The sequence below is a fragment of the Pseudaminobacter sp. Soil_N_29 genome (assembly GCF_057656055.1).
This window is the reverse complement of record NZ_JBDGLC010000005.1, coordinates 167,581-182,565: the sequence shown is the minus strand read 5'-3', so window position 1 is coordinate 182,565 and position 14,985 is coordinate 167,581. Positions and strand designations below refer to the sequence as shown.

15 protein-coding genes are annotated in these 14,985 nt (G+C 64.9%); 11 read left to right on the top strand and 4 right to left on the bottom strand.

The features are described from left to right. Positions 1 to 19 precede the first annotated feature (19 nt). The 4 genes from AC3A4H_RS13630 to AC3A4H_RS13615 are packed head-to-tail and all read left to right on the top strand — an operon-like array spanning position 20 to position 3,508. The gene (locus AC3A4H_RS13630; protein ID WP_487767142.1) at positions 20 to 964 is read left to right on the top strand and encodes an ABC transporter permease; all 945 of its coding nucleotides are present in this window, start codon (positions 20 to 22) and stop codon (positions 962 to 964) included. A 10-nt stretch (positions 965 to 974) separates the two neighbouring features. Next, a complete protein-coding gene (locus AC3A4H_RS13625) occupies positions 975 to 1,829 on the top strand; it encodes an ABC transporter permease (RefSeq protein WP_487767141.1) in 855 nt (284 codons plus the stop codon). 3 nt (positions 1,830 to 1,832) lie between these two features. Then, complete coding sequence (locus AC3A4H_RS13620) at positions 1,833 to 2,681, top strand: ABC transporter ATP-binding protein (protein WP_487767140.1); 849 nt, start codon at positions 1,833 to 1,835, stop codon at positions 2,679 to 2,681. After that, positions 2,678 to 3,508, top strand: coding sequence for an ABC transporter ATP-binding protein (locus AC3A4H_RS13615; RefSeq protein ID WP_487767139.1), 831 nt, complete (start codon positions 2,678 to 2,680; stop codon positions 3,506 to 3,508). The genes AC3A4H_RS13620 and AC3A4H_RS13615 overlap by 4 nt, the downstream gene beginning before the upstream one ends. Before the next feature lie 13 nt (positions 3,509 to 3,521). Here the strand turns inward: AC3A4H_RS13615 and AC3A4H_RS13610 are convergent, their stop codons facing one another. From AC3A4H_RS13610 to AC3A4H_RS13600, 3 genes are read right to left on the bottom strand one after another with little or no spacing between them, the layout of a single operon-like run. Next, positions 3,522 to 4,541, bottom strand: coding sequence for an efflux RND transporter periplasmic adaptor subunit (locus AC3A4H_RS13610; RefSeq protein ID WP_487767138.1), 1,020 nt, complete (start codon positions 4,539 to 4,541; stop codon positions 3,522 to 3,524). Between the two features lie 11 nt (positions 4,542 to 4,552). Further along, entirely contained in the window at positions 4,553 to 4,771 is a 219-nt protein-coding gene (locus AC3A4H_RS13605; RefSeq protein WP_487767137.1) for a DUF1656 domain-containing protein, read from the bottom strand. Continuing rightward, positions 4,768 to 6,786, bottom strand: a complete 2,019-nt coding sequence (locus AC3A4H_RS13600; RefSeq protein WP_487767136.1) for an FUSC family protein — start codon at positions 6,784 to 6,786, stop codon at positions 4,768 to 4,770. Before AC3A4H_RS13600 ends, AC3A4H_RS13605 begins: the two co-directional genes overlap by 4 nt. A 288-nt stretch (positions 6,787 to 7,074) precedes the next feature. On the opposite strand from AC3A4H_RS13600, the gene AC3A4H_RS13595 reads away from it, so the two are divergent. From AC3A4H_RS13595 to AC3A4H_RS13570, 6 genes are all read left to right on the top strand, one after another. After that, positions 7,075 to 7,902 (top strand): transporter substrate-binding domain-containing protein, encoded by an 828-nt coding sequence (locus tag AC3A4H_RS13595; RefSeq protein WP_487767135.1) that lies wholly within the window; start codon positions 7,075 to 7,077, stop codon positions 7,900 to 7,902. Positions 7,903 to 7,964: 62 nt separating this feature from the next. Then, on the top strand, positions 7,965 to 9,245 hold the full coding sequence (locus AC3A4H_RS13590) for an NAD(P)/FAD-dependent oxidoreductase (protein WP_487767134.1): 1,281 nt from the start codon (positions 7,965 to 7,967) through the stop codon (positions 9,243 to 9,245). Between the two features lie 20 nt (positions 9,246 to 9,265). Further along, entirely contained in the window at positions 9,266 to 10,237 is a 972-nt protein-coding gene (locus AC3A4H_RS13585; protein ID WP_487767311.1) for an amino acid ABC transporter permease, read from the top strand. Positions 10,238 to 10,462: 225 nt separating this feature from the next. Beyond that, on the top strand, positions 10,463 to 11,365 hold the full coding sequence (locus AC3A4H_RS13580; protein WP_487767133.1) for a polysaccharide deacetylase family protein: 903 nt from the start codon (positions 10,463 to 10,465) through the stop codon (positions 11,363 to 11,365). 3 nt (positions 11,366 to 11,368) lie between these two features. Then, positions 11,369 to 11,662 carry a hypothetical protein gene (locus AC3A4H_RS13575; RefSeq protein ID WP_487767132.1) on the top strand — a complete coding sequence of 98 codons (294 nt, stop codon included), beginning with the start codon at positions 11,369 to 11,371 and terminating at the stop codon, positions 11,660 to 11,662. After that, the gene (locus AC3A4H_RS13570) at positions 11,655 to 12,623 is read left to right on the top strand and encodes a CobW family GTP-binding protein (RefSeq protein WP_487767131.1); all 969 of its coding nucleotides are present in this window, start codon (positions 11,655 to 11,657) and stop codon (positions 12,621 to 12,623) included. The genes AC3A4H_RS13575 and AC3A4H_RS13570 overlap by 8 nt, the downstream gene beginning before the upstream one ends. Here AC3A4H_RS13570 and AC3A4H_RS13565 read toward each other — a convergent pair. Beyond that, complete coding sequence (locus AC3A4H_RS13565; protein ID WP_487767130.1) at positions 12,597 to 13,649, bottom strand: LacI family DNA-binding transcriptional regulator; 1,053 nt, start codon at positions 13,647 to 13,649, stop codon at positions 12,597 to 12,599. The genes AC3A4H_RS13570 and AC3A4H_RS13565 overlap by 27 nt on opposite strands. A 287-nt stretch (positions 13,650 to 13,936) precedes the next feature. Between AC3A4H_RS13565 and AC3A4H_RS13560 the strand changes: the two genes are divergently transcribed. Next, positions 13,937 to 14,983: an ABC transporter substrate-binding protein gene (locus AC3A4H_RS13560; protein WP_487767129.1), complete on the top strand. Its 1,047-nt coding sequence runs from the start codon at positions 13,937 to 13,939 to the stop codon at positions 14,981 to 14,983. Positions 14,984 to 14,985 lie beyond the last annotated feature (2 nt).

The following is a 14,985-nucleotide window of genomic DNA, read 5'->3' as shown; positions in this document are numbered from 1 at the left end:
GGGGAAAGGCAAGGCTGCAATGCTCTTCTATACGATCAAGCGGCTGGGGCTGGCCGCGCTGATCATCGTGGTGGCGATGACGCTGCTTCTGGTCATGGTGCACATGGTGCCGGGCGACCCCGCGCGCACCATGCTGGGGCCGCGCGCCACGCCCGAGATGCAGGAAGCGCTGCGCATCAGGATGGGGCTCGACAAGCCGCTCGTCGCGCAGATCGGCATGTTCTTCATGAACCTCCTGCGCGGCGATCTCGGCATGGACGTGTTCGAGAACCGGCCCGTCGCAACCATCGTCTTCGAGCAGCTGCCCTATACGCTTGAACTCATTGCCGCCGCCATCATCTGGCCGGTCGTGCTCGGCACTATCCTCGGCGTCTACTCGGCCTCGCACCGCAACAGCTTTCTCGACCGGCTCACCGGCGTGCTGTCCATCGCGGTGGTGGCCGCACCGGCTTTCGTCGTCAGCCTCTTTGCCCTGCTGATCTTCGCGGTGCAGCTGCAATGGCTGCCGGCCATTGGCGCGGGCGATCCGGACAGCTTCGCCGACCGGCTGCGCTACCTCGTGTTGCCGGGCTTTTCCATTGGCCTCTCCTGGGTCGGCTACGTGGCCCGCATGGTGCGCGCCTCCATGCTGGAAGTGCTGGGCGAGCCGCATATCCGCACAGCGCGGGCCTTCGGCCTCAGCGAATGGCGCATCCTCTATGGCTATGCGCTGAAGCTCGGCATCCTGCCCATCATCACCATGCTGGGCGTGGGCATGGGCTTTCTGCTTTCGGCCGCCGTATTCACCGAGATGGTGTTCGCGCGGCCGGGCCTCGGCAAGCTGGTCATCGATTCCATCACCTCGCGCAACTACCCGGTGGTGATGGGCGCGGTGCTGGTCTCGACCGTCCTGTTCGTGCTTTCCACGGCCATCGCCGATCTGGTCAATGCCGCGCTCGACCCGCGCGTGCGCAAGGCGCTCTGAGGGGACGGCGATGAAGCAGCAATCCGAACTCCTGAAGAGCGCCAAGCTCATCCTGCGCGATCCGCTCGGCCTGCTTGGGCTGATCATCGTGCTCGCGCTGGTGGGCAGCGCTATCCTTGCGCCATCGCTTGCGCCATTCAATCCGACCGCCATCGACATGAAGGCGCGGCTGAGCGGCCCCACCGCGGCCCACTGGCTGGGCACCGACCAGCTCGGCCGCGACACCTTCTCGCGCATGATCCTGGGCGGGCGCGTGGCGCTGCAGGTGGCGCTGCCCTCGATTGCCGCGGCACTCGGCCTCGGCCTTCTGCTCGGCATGGTCGCGGGCTATGGGCCCCGCTGGGTCGACAACGCCATCATGCTCCTGTTCGATACGCTGCGCTCGTTCCCCACCGTGATGCTGGCGCTGTCCTTCGTCGCGCTCGTCGGCCCGAGCCTCGGCACGGTCATGCTGGTTGTGGTCGTCACCTCGACACCGATCTATGGCCGCATCGCCCGCACGCAGACGATGACGCTGAAGAGCGCCGAGTTCATCACCGCCGAGGAGGCGATGGGCGCGCGCATGCCGCGCATCCTGCTCATCCATATCCTGCCCAACATATTGGGCACGCTGGTGGTGCTGGCCTCAATGGACATTCCGGCGGTGATCGCGCTGGAGGCGGGCCTGTCCTTCCTCGGCATGGGTGTGAAGCCGCCGACGCCATCGTGGGGCTCGCTGCTGAAGGACGGCTATGCGCTGATCCGCAGCACGCCGTGGCTCATCGTCGCCGGGGCGCTGCCAATCGTCATGACCACGCTCGGGTTCACCTTCCTTGGCGAGGCGCTGCGCGACGTGGCCGACCCCAAGCTGCGCAGGACGAGGTAGGACATGAGCGAACCCGTTCTGAAAGTCTCTGATCTCTGCATCGACTATCGCACCGAGCAGGGCCGGCTGAAGGCGCTGCGCAACATCGACCTGACGATAGGCGCAGGCGAGATTGTCGGCGTGGTGGGCGAAAGCGGCTGTGGCAAGTCCACGCTGATTTCGGCCATCCTGCGGCTGATGGCCAACAATGCGGAGGTGACCGGCGGCGGCATCGCCGTCAACGGGCGCGACCTGTTTTCGCTCTCCGCGCGCGAGCTGCGCATGATGCGCGGCGCGGAAGTCTCCATCGTCTTCCAGGACCCGATGCAGAGCCACAACCCGGTGATCTCCATCGGCCGCCAGATGGTGGACATCCAGTTCCGCGAAAACATTTCGAAGAAGGAAAAGCTCAACCGCGCCATCGCCATGCTGGACGAGGTCGGCATTCCCGAACCGGCTGAGAAGATGAAGCAATATCCCTTCGAGCTTTCGGGCGGTATGCGCCAGCGCCTGGCCATTGCGATGGCGCTGCTGTGCCGGCCAAAACTCCTGATCGCCGACGAGCCGACCACGGCGCTCGATGCCACGCTGGAAGTGCAGATCCTCGACAAGCTGAAGGACCTGCAGCAGCGCTATGGCTGCGCGGTGCTGTTCGTATCGCACCATCTCGGCGCGGTCGCCCGCCTCTGCGACAAGGTCGCGGTCATGTACAAGGGCGAGGTGGTGGAAAGCGGCGGCATCGACACGGTGTTTTCCGACCCGCAGCATCCCTACACCCGCGCGCTGATCGAGTGCGATCCGGCCGGACTCGCGGAACGCACGCGCGTGCTGCCGACCATCCCCGCCGACTTTCTGGAAGCTGCCCGCTCATGAACATTGCCGCAGCAACATTCTCCCAAGACAACGCCCGCGACGAGATCCTGCGTATCTCGAACCTGCGCGTCAGCTACAGCCGCAGCGGTCTCCTGACGAAGTCGTCGCCACTGGTTGCGGTCGACGGCGTCTCTCTGTCGGTCGCCAGGGGCGAGATCTACGCCATCATCGGCGAAAGCGGCTCGGGCAAGACCAGCCTGCTGCGCGCGGCCGCCGGCCTGCTTCCGGCCAGCGGCTCGGTGCGGATCGAAGGACGCGAGGTCATCGGCGCCTCGAACAGCGAGCTGCGCGCCATCCGCGCGCGCTTCGGCCTGATGTTCCAAGACCCGGTCGGCAGCCTCAGCCCGCGCCTGACGGTGCAGTCGATCATCACCGAACCCTACCGCATCCACGGCATCAGCAAGAAGGACATGGCCGCCGAGGCGCGGCGGCTGTTGAAGCTGGTCAGCCTGCCGGAAGACTTTGCCTACCGCTATCCGCACCAGCTGTCGGGCGGCCAGGCGCGGCGTGTGGGCGTTGCGCGCGCGCTGGCGCTGGAGCCGGCGCTGATCCTGGCCGACGAGCCGACGGCCGGGCTCGACGTTTCGGTGCAGGGAGAGCTCTTGAACCTGCTGCGCGACCTGCAGGAAAAGCTCGGCCTGTCGATCCTCGTCATCACGCACAATTTGCATGTCGTGCGCCACATCGCCGACCGCATCGGCATCGTCTACAAGGGGCGCATGATCGAGGAAGGCGACAACGACAGCATCTTCGGCTCGCCGGCCGAGGACTACACAAAGCTGCTGCTTGCCTCCAACCTGCATCTTGTCCGCGGCAAGCGACGTTGAGAAGTCGGCCGGTCTAATCCTCCTGGCGGGGCACATCGGGTGACCCTGTGCCGGCATCAGGTTCCGGGGGCGACGTTTCCTGTGGCTCCACTTCGATGGTCGCGGTCATGCCTATGACAAGGCGCACGTCCGGCGGAATGTCGTCGATATGCACGCGCACCGGCACCCTCTGGGCCAGGCGAACCCAGGTGAAGATCGGATTGACCGTGGCAAGCCCGCTCTTGCCAGGCGTCGCGTTGGACACGACGATGCCATGCGCCACGCTGTCGACATGGCCGCGCAGCATCTCCTTGTATCCGAGCAGCCAGATATTTGCCGCATCGCCGTTCCGGATCAGCGGAATTGCCGTCTCCTCGAAATAGCCGTCGACCCAGAACGAATCCGCGTCGACGATCGAAAGAGCTGTCTGGCCCGTGGTGGCGTAGTCTCCCTGCCGGACCAGCAGGTTGGTGACCCATCCGTTCACCGGCGAGCGAATTTCCGTGCGCGCCAGATTGAGCTTGGCGCGGTCCAGGTCGGCCTTCGCCTTTTCGATGTTTGCCGAGGCCATGTTGGCGCTGGCGACAAAGGTTTGTTTCTCCTCGGCCGTCGCTGCCAGATCGCTCAGTTTGAGCCGGCGGGCGGCCTGTGCCTTCTTGTTTTCAAAATCTGCCTGCGCCTGATCAACGGCCGCATTGCCCATTTCAACAGCCAGCTGATAGTCGCGCGGATCGATCTTCATCAGCAGGTCGCCCTTCCGGACCCGCTGGTTGTCCTTCACGGCAAGCTCGGTGATATTGCCCGACACCTCCGGCGCCAGCGTGACCACGTAGGCCCTGACCGTTCCGTCCCGCGTCCATGGGCTCTCCATATAGTTCTGCCATAGAAGCCACACGGCTACGGCCGCGACTGCCGCCACGGCCAGGGTTGCCAGTATGGGCAGCAGCCGCAGCCGGCGGCGCAGCGACCTGCGTTCGTCGGCGACGGGCGGCGACGGTTCCAGGCGCAGCGATTGCGCCGGTCGTTCGGAAGGCGATGGAGTGCCGTGCAACATGCCCTTGCGCCTCAAGCATAAACCTTCAGATTGCCCAGGATCAGCACGGCCGCCGCCAGCAAGATGAGGAAGATGGAGAATTCGAAAAGGGCCGGGTGCCAGATGCGGCGCATCAATCCGGCCTCGGTCATGATGATGCGCAAGGCGATCGTAACGGCGGCGGCGAGTGCCATCAGCGGCACCAGCGGCGATATCAGAACGCCGAAAACGTCGATTTCCACGAAGCTCACGAAAGTCGGTCCCAATAATATTCGCGCTGGCGATCGACGGCCTCGACGATCGCAAGCAGCGCCGCCCGCACCCGCATCCGCCCCGCTGCCCCCGGTTGCGTGTCGGGAATGGCCGCCAGCTCTGCATCCGTCCTTTCGATGACGGCTCGCAGCTTCGCCAGGTCGTCGGCGGCAACGCATATCTGCACGTCCGACAGCTCGACGCCGATGCGGCCATGCCGCGAAAGCCGCTGCAGACGGATGAGCTGCAACCCCACCGACAGCATCGAGACGAGATAGGAGCGCAGGACCGGCTCGGCGTCGCCCGGCATCGCCGTCAAGCGCGTATAGACGCGGTTCTGCCACTGGCTGAGCGTCCATTTGCGGCGGCCCATCGCAAGGCGCCGCAGGTCGCGGATGGTCAGATCGCACAGCCGCTGCGCCCTCAGACGCGTGGAAACGGGCGGAACGAGCGCCAGCGCCAGCACGCCGAAGCCGCAGCCGCCCAGCAGGCCCATCGCGTTGTTGAGATAGGCGATCGTGTCGTAAGAGGTCTGGTTCGTCGGCGCCAGCAGCGGAATGAAGTTCAGCGTGGCCGGCATGAAATAGGGCGAGAGGGTAGGCACGGTCGACAGGGCGCCGAGAGGCGCGAGGCCCAGCGACATGGCGAGGACGAGGCCAGGAAAAGTTTCCAGGCCCGGCAGCACCGAAAACTTGATGATCGCGGCGATAACGGCAGCCATCAGCGTGCCGATGCCCTGGCCCATGGCTGCCCGCCTCGACCGCTCCTGCATCGGCGAAAACACCATGATCGTGATCGCCGCGAAGGTTATGGCCTGCGGCCCATTGGGCCACTCGGAAAAGATCCAGAACAGAACCGCGGCGCCGACACCCAGGAACACGCGAAACGCATTGACCAGGGCGGGAAGATAATCGGGCACGACGAAGCCGGAGGGCAGACGGTCCCGTGCCCGGGCCGGATCGTTCAGCAGTGCAAGTCCATTGTCGGCGGCAGCGAGGCCGGTGGCCGCGTCGGCGGTGCCGCGGGCGGTGAGGTAGAGCGAAAGGTCGTCGGCCCCGAGCCGAAGCAGGTTGCGCACCACCGGAGCGCTGCCGTCGGCGCCGAGGCCCCCGCGCGCAGTGCCCGTTGTCTCTTGCGGGCCCGCTCGCCATCGTGGGGGCAATTGATCGAGCACGATGCGCGCGCTTCGGCGAGCTACCGTCTCTGGCGCGCTGCGCAGGTGCGTCTCCACGATCCGCACGCCCGAAAGCGCCTCGAACAAGCCATTCAGCGCCGCCCGCAGCACCGATCTTCTCTGCAGCAGTTCCGGCGCTTCCCCGACGGCCTGTTCGATGATGGGGTCGAGGGCCGCCGCGCGTCGGATCAGAGCGCGCCTGGTCTCCACGCCGCGGCTATTCCGGGTGCCGGCCGACCCAAGTACATCGGCAAGATGGCCGGCCGTTTCCGCGATCAGCTGCGAGAGCATGGCGGCTAGGCGCCGCGGTGCATCGCCGGGGGTCGTCAGAGCCACGACCAGGGTTCCGGAGACAATTCCGATGCTGATCTCGGAGGCGCGGCTCAGCGCGATCTCGAACACCTGGTCGGGCGCGGCGATGGACGTGCCGGCGATGATGATGAGCGTGTAGCCGGCCAGCATGGCGGCATAGGCGGCATAGTTGCGCAACATCGTGGACAGGAAGGAGCAGGCCGCCACCCACAGCAGCATCGCAAACAGGAACGCGCTCCGTTGCTGCGGGAAAACCGCGGTCAAAGCCACGGCGGCGACGGCGCCGACGGCTGTGCCAACCATGCGGAACAGGCCCTTGCGCAGCGTCGAGCCGAGCACGGGCTGGCAGACGATGCAGGCAGAGGTGCCGGCCCAGTATGGCGTCTCCAGCTCGAGATAGAACGCCAGGTAAAGCGCCAGCGAGACCGCGACCGTCAGCCGGGCGGCCTGCAGCAACGCGGGGCCGCTCCTTGCAACCAGTCCTGCGAAGGGAGCCTGTGCGCGTGCGGCTGAGGCCACGGTGAGCATCGAACAGTCCAGGCCACGGTACAACGTGGATCATAGTCTTCCTGGCGCTCCCCACTGTCCAGCAACAAATTGGTGCTTCGGCACCGCGGGCCTAGGCGCTGCGAAGCGCGGTGTTCAGCGCCTGAGCGTCGGATGCCTGCAGCTGGGGCGGATGTTCCGAAGGAAGGAAGATCATGATGAATTCGCATGGATCAATCTGATTGTTTTCATTGCTCCACCATGGCCATGCTCTTGACTCCTTAGTCTAATTGGGGATCGCTGGCTGGCTCAGGGGAAGAGGAGGACCACTTGAAAAAGCTCATCGCACGACTGGCCGTCGGGGCCGCATTCGTCGCCTTTGCGGTTTCCGCCCATGCCGGGCAGACGCTCGACCGCGTCATGGAAAAGAAGGCGATGGTCGTCGCCACCAACAGCGGCTGGCCGCCGCAGAGCTATCTCGACGACAATAACGAGATGGTCGGCTTCGACATCGACGTCTCGCGGGAGATCGGCAAGCGCCTAGGGGTTGAGGTGAGCTTCGAGACGCCCGAATGGGCGACGCTGACCGGCGGGCGCTGGCAGGGGCGCTACGATCTCGGCGTCGGTTCGGTAACGCCGACCAAATCCCGTGCCCAGGTGATCGATTTCGTCGGCATCTACTACTACAGCCCCTACGTCTATGCCGTGCACAAGGACAGCAAGGCGCAGTCGGTCGAGGACCTCAATGGAAAGGTCATCGGCGTCGAGACGGCAACGACGTCGGAAGACTTCATCAACCGCCGGCTCGAGATCGACGCGCCGGGCCAGCCGCCGATCGAGTACAAGCTCGAGCCGGGCGAGGTCCGCACCTTTGCCGACTCCATGCTGCCCTTCGACGATCTGCGCCTCGGCGACGGTGTTCGCCTCGATGCGGTGATCGCGCCCGAGCAGACGGCGCTCAACGCAATGAAGAACGGCTACCCGATCCGCGTGATCGAAGGCGAATACGCCTTCCGCGAGCCGCTCGTGGTCATCGCGGAGAAGGTCGATCCGGACTGGACGGCCAAGGTCGGCGGCCTCATCGAGGAGATGAAGAAGGACGGCACGCTCGCCGAGCTCACCACGAAGTGGTACGGAAAGGACTACAGCGCAGACTGAGTCGACAGGCACGGGCCGATTCTGTGCCCGTGCCGTTCCCTTTCAAGAAGACCAGGCGCGCGATGACCTATCCAGACACCTACTACAAGCGGACCATGTCCGATCCCAGGCAGCGCCCGGCGCTTGCCGGCGCGGAAGAGTGCGACACCGTTATCGTCGGCGGCGGCCTCGCGGGCCTCACGACGGCGCTGCAGCTCGCAAGGGCAGGGCAGGCGGTGACGGTTCTTGAGGCCGAGAGCGTTGGCTTCGGCGCTTCGGGCCGCAATGGCGGGTTCGTCGGCCCGGGCTATGCCACGGGCACCGAACAGATTGCCCGGATTGCCGGAGAGGATGCCGCAAGGCGTCTCCACCTGATGTCGCTCGAGGGCGTGGATTTCGTGCGCGAAACCATCCGCACGCTGTCGATAGACGAGGCAAAGCCGCAAACCGGGCTGATGAGCGTGCTGCGCCACGACGATGGCGCCAGCCTCAAGGCCTATGTCGAGCAGACCCGCCGGGCCTATGGCTATGAGCTGGAATTTCTGGACCGCGACCAGGTGCGATCCGTCCTGAAATCGGACCGCTACTTCCAGGCGGTGCGGGACGGCCAGTCGTTCCACATGCATCCCCTCAATTACCTGCGCGGCGTCGCGCGCGAGATCGAGCGGCTTGGCGGCCGCATTTTCGAAGCCTCGCCCGCCAAAGCCATTGATCTGCAGGGCGCGCAGAAGCGCGTCACCACGGCCGGCGGCGAGGTGCGGGCGCGCAATGTCGTCTTCACCACCGGTGGTTACACCGGTTCCCTGCACGGCAGGCTGAAGCGCTCCTTCCTGCCCATCGCAACCTATGTGATGGTCAGCGAGGAAGCGCCGGAGCTGATCGCTTCCGCGATCGCGACGACCGATGCCATCGGCGACAATCGCCGCGCCGGCGACTATTACCGCGTCGTCGACGGCGGCAGGCGCCTGCTCTGGGGCGGGCGCATCACCACGCGCGCCGCCTCCACGCAAGCGCTGGTGCGCGAGCTGCGCGCCGAGATGGTGGGCACCTATCCGCAGCTTGCCGGCCTCAAGACCGAGCTCGCCTGGTCCGGCCTCATGTCCTATGCGCGCCATCTCATGCCCCAGATCGGGCGCATGAGCCCCGGCGTCTGGTATTGCACCGCCTTTGGCGGACACGGGCTCAACACCACGGCAATCGGCGGCAAGGTCGTCGCGGAAGGCATTCTTGGAGAGACTGACCGCTACAGGCTGTTCGAGCCCTTCGGCCTGGTCTGGGCCGGCGGCCTTGCCGGCCTCGCGGTCGCGCAGCTCACCTATTGGAAACTCCAGGCTCAGGACTGGTGGCGCGAGCGCCCCGCCTGACGGACGGAAAGATCGAAACCATGCTCGGCCGATTGATACTCACCTACCCGGAAGCGTCACGGCGGGCCGCCGGCCTGTTCGTTCTCGCCGCCGTCACGCTTGCCCTCTATCAGCTTGGCATCAGTGCCGCCTGGATCGGCCGCGTACTGCCCTCGGCCGAAGCCTGGCTTGGCGAAAATCCCGCCGCCGGCAGGCTGGTCTCGGCGCTTTTGATCGCGCTCATTGTCGCCACCAACTGGAAGGCGCTGCGCCAGCTTTCGCGCCGCCAGCAGGTGGTGGCGGTGTGGGTTGAGCTCTTCGCGCTCCTGATGCTGTTCTTCTATTCGTTCGACCTGTCTTTTGCCTTCATCGCCAAGAAGATCGGCTTCCTGATCTCGCAGGGCGTAGTCACCACGCTCTACATTTCCGCGATCTCCATCGTGATCGCCACCATCATCGCTCTTGCCGGCGCCATCGCCAAACTGTCGAGCAATGGCGTCGTCTACGGACTTGCCACCTTCTACACGTCGCTGTTTCGCGGCCTGCCACTGCTGATGCAGATCTACATCATCTATCTCGGGCTGCCGCAGGTGGGCTATGTCATCGGCGCCGTGCCGGCCGGCATCATGGCGCTTTCGCTGTGCTACGGCGCCTATATGACCGAGATCTTCCGCGCCGGCATCCAGAGCATCCCGCGCGGCCAGTCGGAGGGCGCGACTGCGCTCGGCCTCAGCCCGTCGCAGACCATGGCGCTGGTGATCCTGCCGCAGGCGATGCGTGTGATCATCCCGCCCACGGGTAACCAGTTCATCGCCATGCTGAAGGACTCTTCGCTGGTGTCGGTGGTCGGCGTGTGGGAAATCATGTATCTCGCCCGCACCCAGGGCCAGACGGAGTTCCGCCACATCGAGATGCTGATCACGGCCTCCATGATCTACTGGATCCTCTCGATCTGCCTGGAATACGCCCAGTCGCTCATCGAAGAACGCTTCGGCCGCTTCAACGCCCGCTGAACTGCGCGGTTGGACCATCGGTTCGCCGAACCGATGGCGCTCAACCTCTGATGGCCGGGAACGCGCGCCAACGGCGGGCGCAACCCGTTCCCTGCAGCCGCCACACCCGCGTTTCTTGCCAGCTGCGATCCGCGTGGCGGACCAGAAGCCGATTATCGACTACAATGTCTTCGTAGGCTTCGCGCGGCGTCTGATCCGGACGCCCCAACACAGGAGCAGAAGGCCATGAGCAAGAAGATCTATTGCGCATTCGGCACCGACATCGACTCGGTGGCAGGCTGGATCGGGTCCTACGGCGGGGGCGACAGCCCCTCCGACATCCAGCGCGGCATCTTCGCGACCGAAGTCGGCGTGCCGCGGCTGCTGCGCCTGTTCAAGAAATACGACCTGCGCACGTCCTTCTTCATTCCGGGCCATTCGCTGGAGACCTTCCCGAAGGAGATGCAGATGATCGTGGACGCCGGCCACGAGATCGGCGCGCACGGCTATCTTCACGAAAACCCCGTTGCCATGACGCCCCAGCAGGAAGAGGACGTGCTGGTGAAGTCGATCGAGCTGATCGAGAAGCTGACCGGCAGGGCGCCGCGCGGCTATGTGGCGCCATGGTGGGAGATGTCTTCCTCGACCGCGGCGCTGCTGAAGAAATACGGTTTCAGCTACGATCACAGCCAGGGCTATCGCGACTTCCAACCCTTCTATGCGCGCGTCGGCGACGAATGGAACGTCATCGATTACACCAGGAAGGCCAGGGACTGGATGCATCCGCTGAAGCACGGCAAGGAGATCGACCTCGTCGATATCGCGGCGAACTGGTACGTCGACGACCTGCCGCCGATGATGTTCATCAAGAAGTCCCCGAACAGCCACGGCTTCGTCAATCCGAGGGATATCGAGGAACTGTGGCGCGACCAGTTCGACTGGGTGTATCGTGAGATGGATTATGGCGTCTTCGCCTTCACCATCCATCCCGATGTGTCGGGCCGTCCGCAGGTGCTGCTGATGCTCGAACGGCTCATCGAGTACATCAGCGGTCATGAAGGTGTCGAATGGGCGACGTTCGAGGAAATCGCCGACGATTTCCGCAAGCGCTATCCGTTCGAGAGCGACAAGCGTCCGGAGGTGATCTGATCCGTGTGCAGCGCCTGTGGTTTTCCATCGCTGCCAGGCCACTGGACCGACGCCGGGGCGCAACGTCCCGGCAGCAGGCTGCGGCTGCGTTTCACGCGCCTGGCAATCATCAACAGGCTGCTGGCGCCATATCGGCTGACCGCCCACGACGATGGCGCGACCCCTGGGCTGCAACTGATGGCGCCCGGCGGCGAACGCGTGCTGGTCGCCGATCTAGAGGCACTGTGGACGGAGGCGGCACGGCTGGCAGGAACACCCATCGACCCGTTGTCAGCCCGCGCGCTCGGCGATGAATGAACATCGACGCCTCGACGGCCGGCTGCCGCTGACGATCATCGGCGGATTCCTGGGTGCCGGCAAAAGCACCTGGCTGCGCCATCAGTTGCATGAGCAGCACTTTGGGGCTGTGCATCTGATCGTCAACGAGGCGGCGGAGACGCCGGTCGACAATCTGCTGCTGGGAAAAGCCGAGCAGGTCGATGTGCTGGCGGGAGGGTGTGCCTGTTGCGAAGGCCGCGAAGCGCTGATCGCCGCGCTTCGGAACATCTGCGGCAGCCAGGATGCGCCCGACAGCCGGAGAATCGATCGCATTCTGCTCGAAACCAGCGGCCTGGCAGATCCCGGCGCGATCGCCGCCGCCTTGTCCGAAGACCCCATGCTCGCGCGTCGCCTGGTTCTGGACGACGTGATCGTGCTGGTGGACGCCCTGCACGGCGCGCAGCAGCTTGCCGGGGAAGAACTGAGCCGGCGGCAGGTTGAGGCGGCCGAACGGATCGTCATCACCAAGTCGCGCGGCAGCCCGCCCGGGCAGGTTGCGCGGCTGACGCGCACGCTCCGGCTGATCAACCCGGCAGCCGCCCTGGAGGGCGCGGAGCGTGGCGTGCCGCTGGGGCTGCCCGCAGACCTCGATGCCCAGCCGTATGAACTCCCCGAAATAGCCGCGCGCGCGGAACCGATCAGACCCTATCGCCTGAGCATTGCCGAGGGCGGCAGCTGGGCGAGCCTTTCGGTGTGGCTCTCGGCATTGCTGGCCGCCCGCGGCGACGACATCGTGCGGGTAAAGGGCGTGGTGACGAGCCCCGATGGCCGCCTGCTGCTGCAGTCGGTGCGCCGTGTCGTGCAGGCGCCCGAAATATTGCCCGAGCCGGAGGGCGCCAACGAAGGTCCCGCGCCGCAAGACGACGTCATCGTCCTGATCGGGCGCGGCATGGACGAAAAGCTGCTCGCGCGTTCATGGCAGCGGTTCGTGCTGGGGTAATCGTCCCGTCAGGCTGCCCATGAACACGGGGGGAACCTCGATGAGGGGTGTCTGGCTCGAACCCCGGTCGATGATGTCGAACACGGCATTGAGCATGCCCGGCACATCCTGGCGGACCATCTCGATGTCGTCGCCCAGCAGCGCGGCGAAAGGGTCCCAGTCGAAGCAGCCGATGATCGGCGGCCGGCCGTCATAGCGGCCCGATCGCCTGATCCAGCGCATCACCCCTTCCAGCGATATGGTCGAGTTGACGAACATGCCCGCCGGCAGGTGCCCCTCCCGACTTGCCAGGGCATCGAGAGCATTTTCGGCTTTTTCCGGCGCATAGCCGCAGGCCAGGATGTGGCTTTCATCCACCGCCACGCCCGCTTCCGCATGGGCGGCGCGGAAGCCGCGCACGCGCTCGGCGGTGTTGTGGTCGCTGCCGCGCCCGCCGATGAACAGGAGCGGCGAGGCCTTGCCCAGCTTGCGCTCGCAATTGGCCAGGATGCGCCGGGTCAGTTCCCTGGCACCGGCGAAATTGTCCGAGATCACCGAGGGCGCCCGCGATCCGGGCAGGTCGAGGTTGAGGCTTCTGGCGCCGGATGCGGTGCAGATATCGGTAATCCGGTCAGGGTCCGTGGCGCCGGTCGCGACAAGCCATTCGACCTGGTAGGAAAGCATGGTGCGCGCCGCCTCGATTTCGAGTTCCGGATCGCGGCGCGTGCAGGTGATGATCGGAAACAGCCCCCGCTCGCGCGCCATGCTTTCGAAGGTCTCCACGATCGAGCCGAAATAGCGGTTGTCGTATTTGGGCACGATCATGCCGATGATCTTCGATTTCTCCCGTCGAAGCAGGCTCGCCTGCATGTTGATGGCATAGCCCTGTTCTTCCGCCAGCCGCGTGATCTTGTCTGCGAGCTGGCTGCTGATCCTGCGCTTCTTCCAGTTGCCGTTCAGAACTGCGCTGACTGCGCTGGCCGACGTGCCGGCCAGTGCGGCCAGGTCATAAATGGTCGTTTTCTTGGTCTGCTTGTCGCGATTCACGAATACCCGCCTCCGGTTCGAACGCTAGCTTGACATCATTGGGGGAAGGTGGCAATTTTTTGCTACATCGATTGAGCGGCGTAGCTCAATCGATGTAGTTGGTTGGCTGTTGAGGGTCGACCGGGAGGCGTTCAGGAAGAGTTCACGATCATGGCCTGGTCGGTAACGCGTCGACCTGGCCAGGTGATCTGCGCGCTTTTCACCGATCGAAGGGCGGCTGATAGCTTGGGCATGAAACCGGAAAAGCCTCTCCCGACACGGGTTTTCGCTCTTTCAAGGAGGACATTATGAAATTTCGCACTTTGTTGATGGCAACGGCAGCCGCCGGCGCCATGTTCGCGGGCTCGGCCCAGGCTCAGGAAACGGCGACTGTCGCGTTCCTGATGCCCGACCAGGCATCGACGCGCTATGAGGAGCACGACTATCCGGGCTTCAAGGCCGAGATGGAAAAGCTTTGCGCCAGCTGCACGGTCATCTACCAGAACGCAAATGCCGATGCGTCCTTGCAGCAGCAGCAGTTCAACTCGGTGATCGCCCAAGGCGCCAAGGTCATCGTGCTCGATCCGGTCGATTCCGCGGCTGCCGCCGGCCTCGTCGAGATCGCCCATTCCCAGGACGTGAAGGTCATCGCCTATGACCGCCCGATCCCGGAAAAGGCCGCCGACTTCTACGTCTCCTTCGACAATGAAGGTCTCGGCTACGAGATCGCCAAGTCGCTGGTGGACCATCTTAAGGCAAGCGGCGTGGCCGAAGGTTCGGGCGTGCTGCAGATCAACGGTTCCCCGACCGACGCCGCCGCCGGCCTCATCCGCGACGGCATTCATCGCGGCCTGAAGGACTCGGGCTTCGAGACGCTCGCCGAGTTCGACACCCCGGAATGGGCGCCGCCGAAGGCACAGGAATGGACCGCCGGCCAGATCACCCGCTTCGGCGATCAGATCAAGGGCGTGGTCGCTGCGAACGACGGCACCGGCGGCGGCGCCATCGCGGCCTTCAAGGCAGCAGGCGTGCAGCCGCTTCCGCCGGTCACGGGCAATGACGCCACCATCGCCGCCCTGCAGCTGATCATCTCCGGCGACCAGTACAACACGATCTCCAAGCCGTCGGAGATCGTTGCCGCTGCCGCTGCCAGGATTGCCGTGCAGCTGGTCAAGGGCGAAACGCCCGAGCCGAAGACCACCCTCTACGACACGCCGTCCGAACTCTTCGTGCCGGCCGTGGTGACCGCCGAGAACATCAAGGCGGAGATCTTCGACAAGGGTATCCAGACCGCCGAGGAAGTCTGCACCGGCGAATACGCCGAGGGTTGCAAGAAACTCGGCATTATCCAGTAATA

Bases quoted from the DNA above. Each gene is read 5' to 3' on its own strand.
- AC3A4H_RS13630 (WP_487767142.1), top strand. From the start codon at position 20: ATGCTCTTCTATACGATCAAGCGGCTGGGGCTGGCCGCGCTGATCATC.
- AC3A4H_RS13625 (WP_487767141.1), top strand. From the start codon at position 975: ATGAAGCAGCAATCCGAACTCCTGAAGAGCGCCAAGCTCATCCTGCGC.
- AC3A4H_RS13620 (WP_487767140.1), top strand. From the start codon at position 1,833: ATGAGCGAACCCGTTCTGAAAGTCTCTGATCTCTGCATCGACTATCGC.
- AC3A4H_RS13615 (WP_487767139.1), top strand. From the start codon at position 2,678: ATGAACATTGCCGCAGCAACATTCTCCCAAGACAACGCCCGCGACGAG.
- AC3A4H_RS13610 (WP_487767138.1), bottom strand. From the start codon at position 4,541: ATGTTGCACGGCACTCCATCGCCTTCCGAACGACCGGCGCAATCGCTG.
- AC3A4H_RS13600 (WP_487767136.1), bottom strand. From the start codon at position 6,786: ATGCTCACCGTGGCCTCAGCCGCACGCGCACAGGCTCCCTTCGCAGGA.
- AC3A4H_RS13590 (WP_487767134.1), top strand. From the start codon at position 7,965: ATGACCTATCCAGACACCTACTACAAGCGGACCATGTCCGATCCCAGG.
- AC3A4H_RS13585 (WP_487767311.1), top strand. From the start codon at position 9,266: ATGCTCGGCCGATTGATACTCACCTACCCGGAAGCGTCACGGCGGGCC.
- AC3A4H_RS13580 (WP_487767133.1), top strand. From the start codon at position 10,463: ATGAGCAAGAAGATCTATTGCGCATTCGGCACCGACATCGACTCGGTG.
- AC3A4H_RS13570 (WP_487767131.1), top strand. From the start codon at position 11,655: ATGAATGAACATCGACGCCTCGACGGCCGGCTGCCGCTGACGATCATC.
- AC3A4H_RS13560 (WP_487767129.1), top strand. From the start codon at position 13,937: ATGAAATTTCGCACTTTGTTGATGGCAACGGCAGCCGCCGGCGCCATG.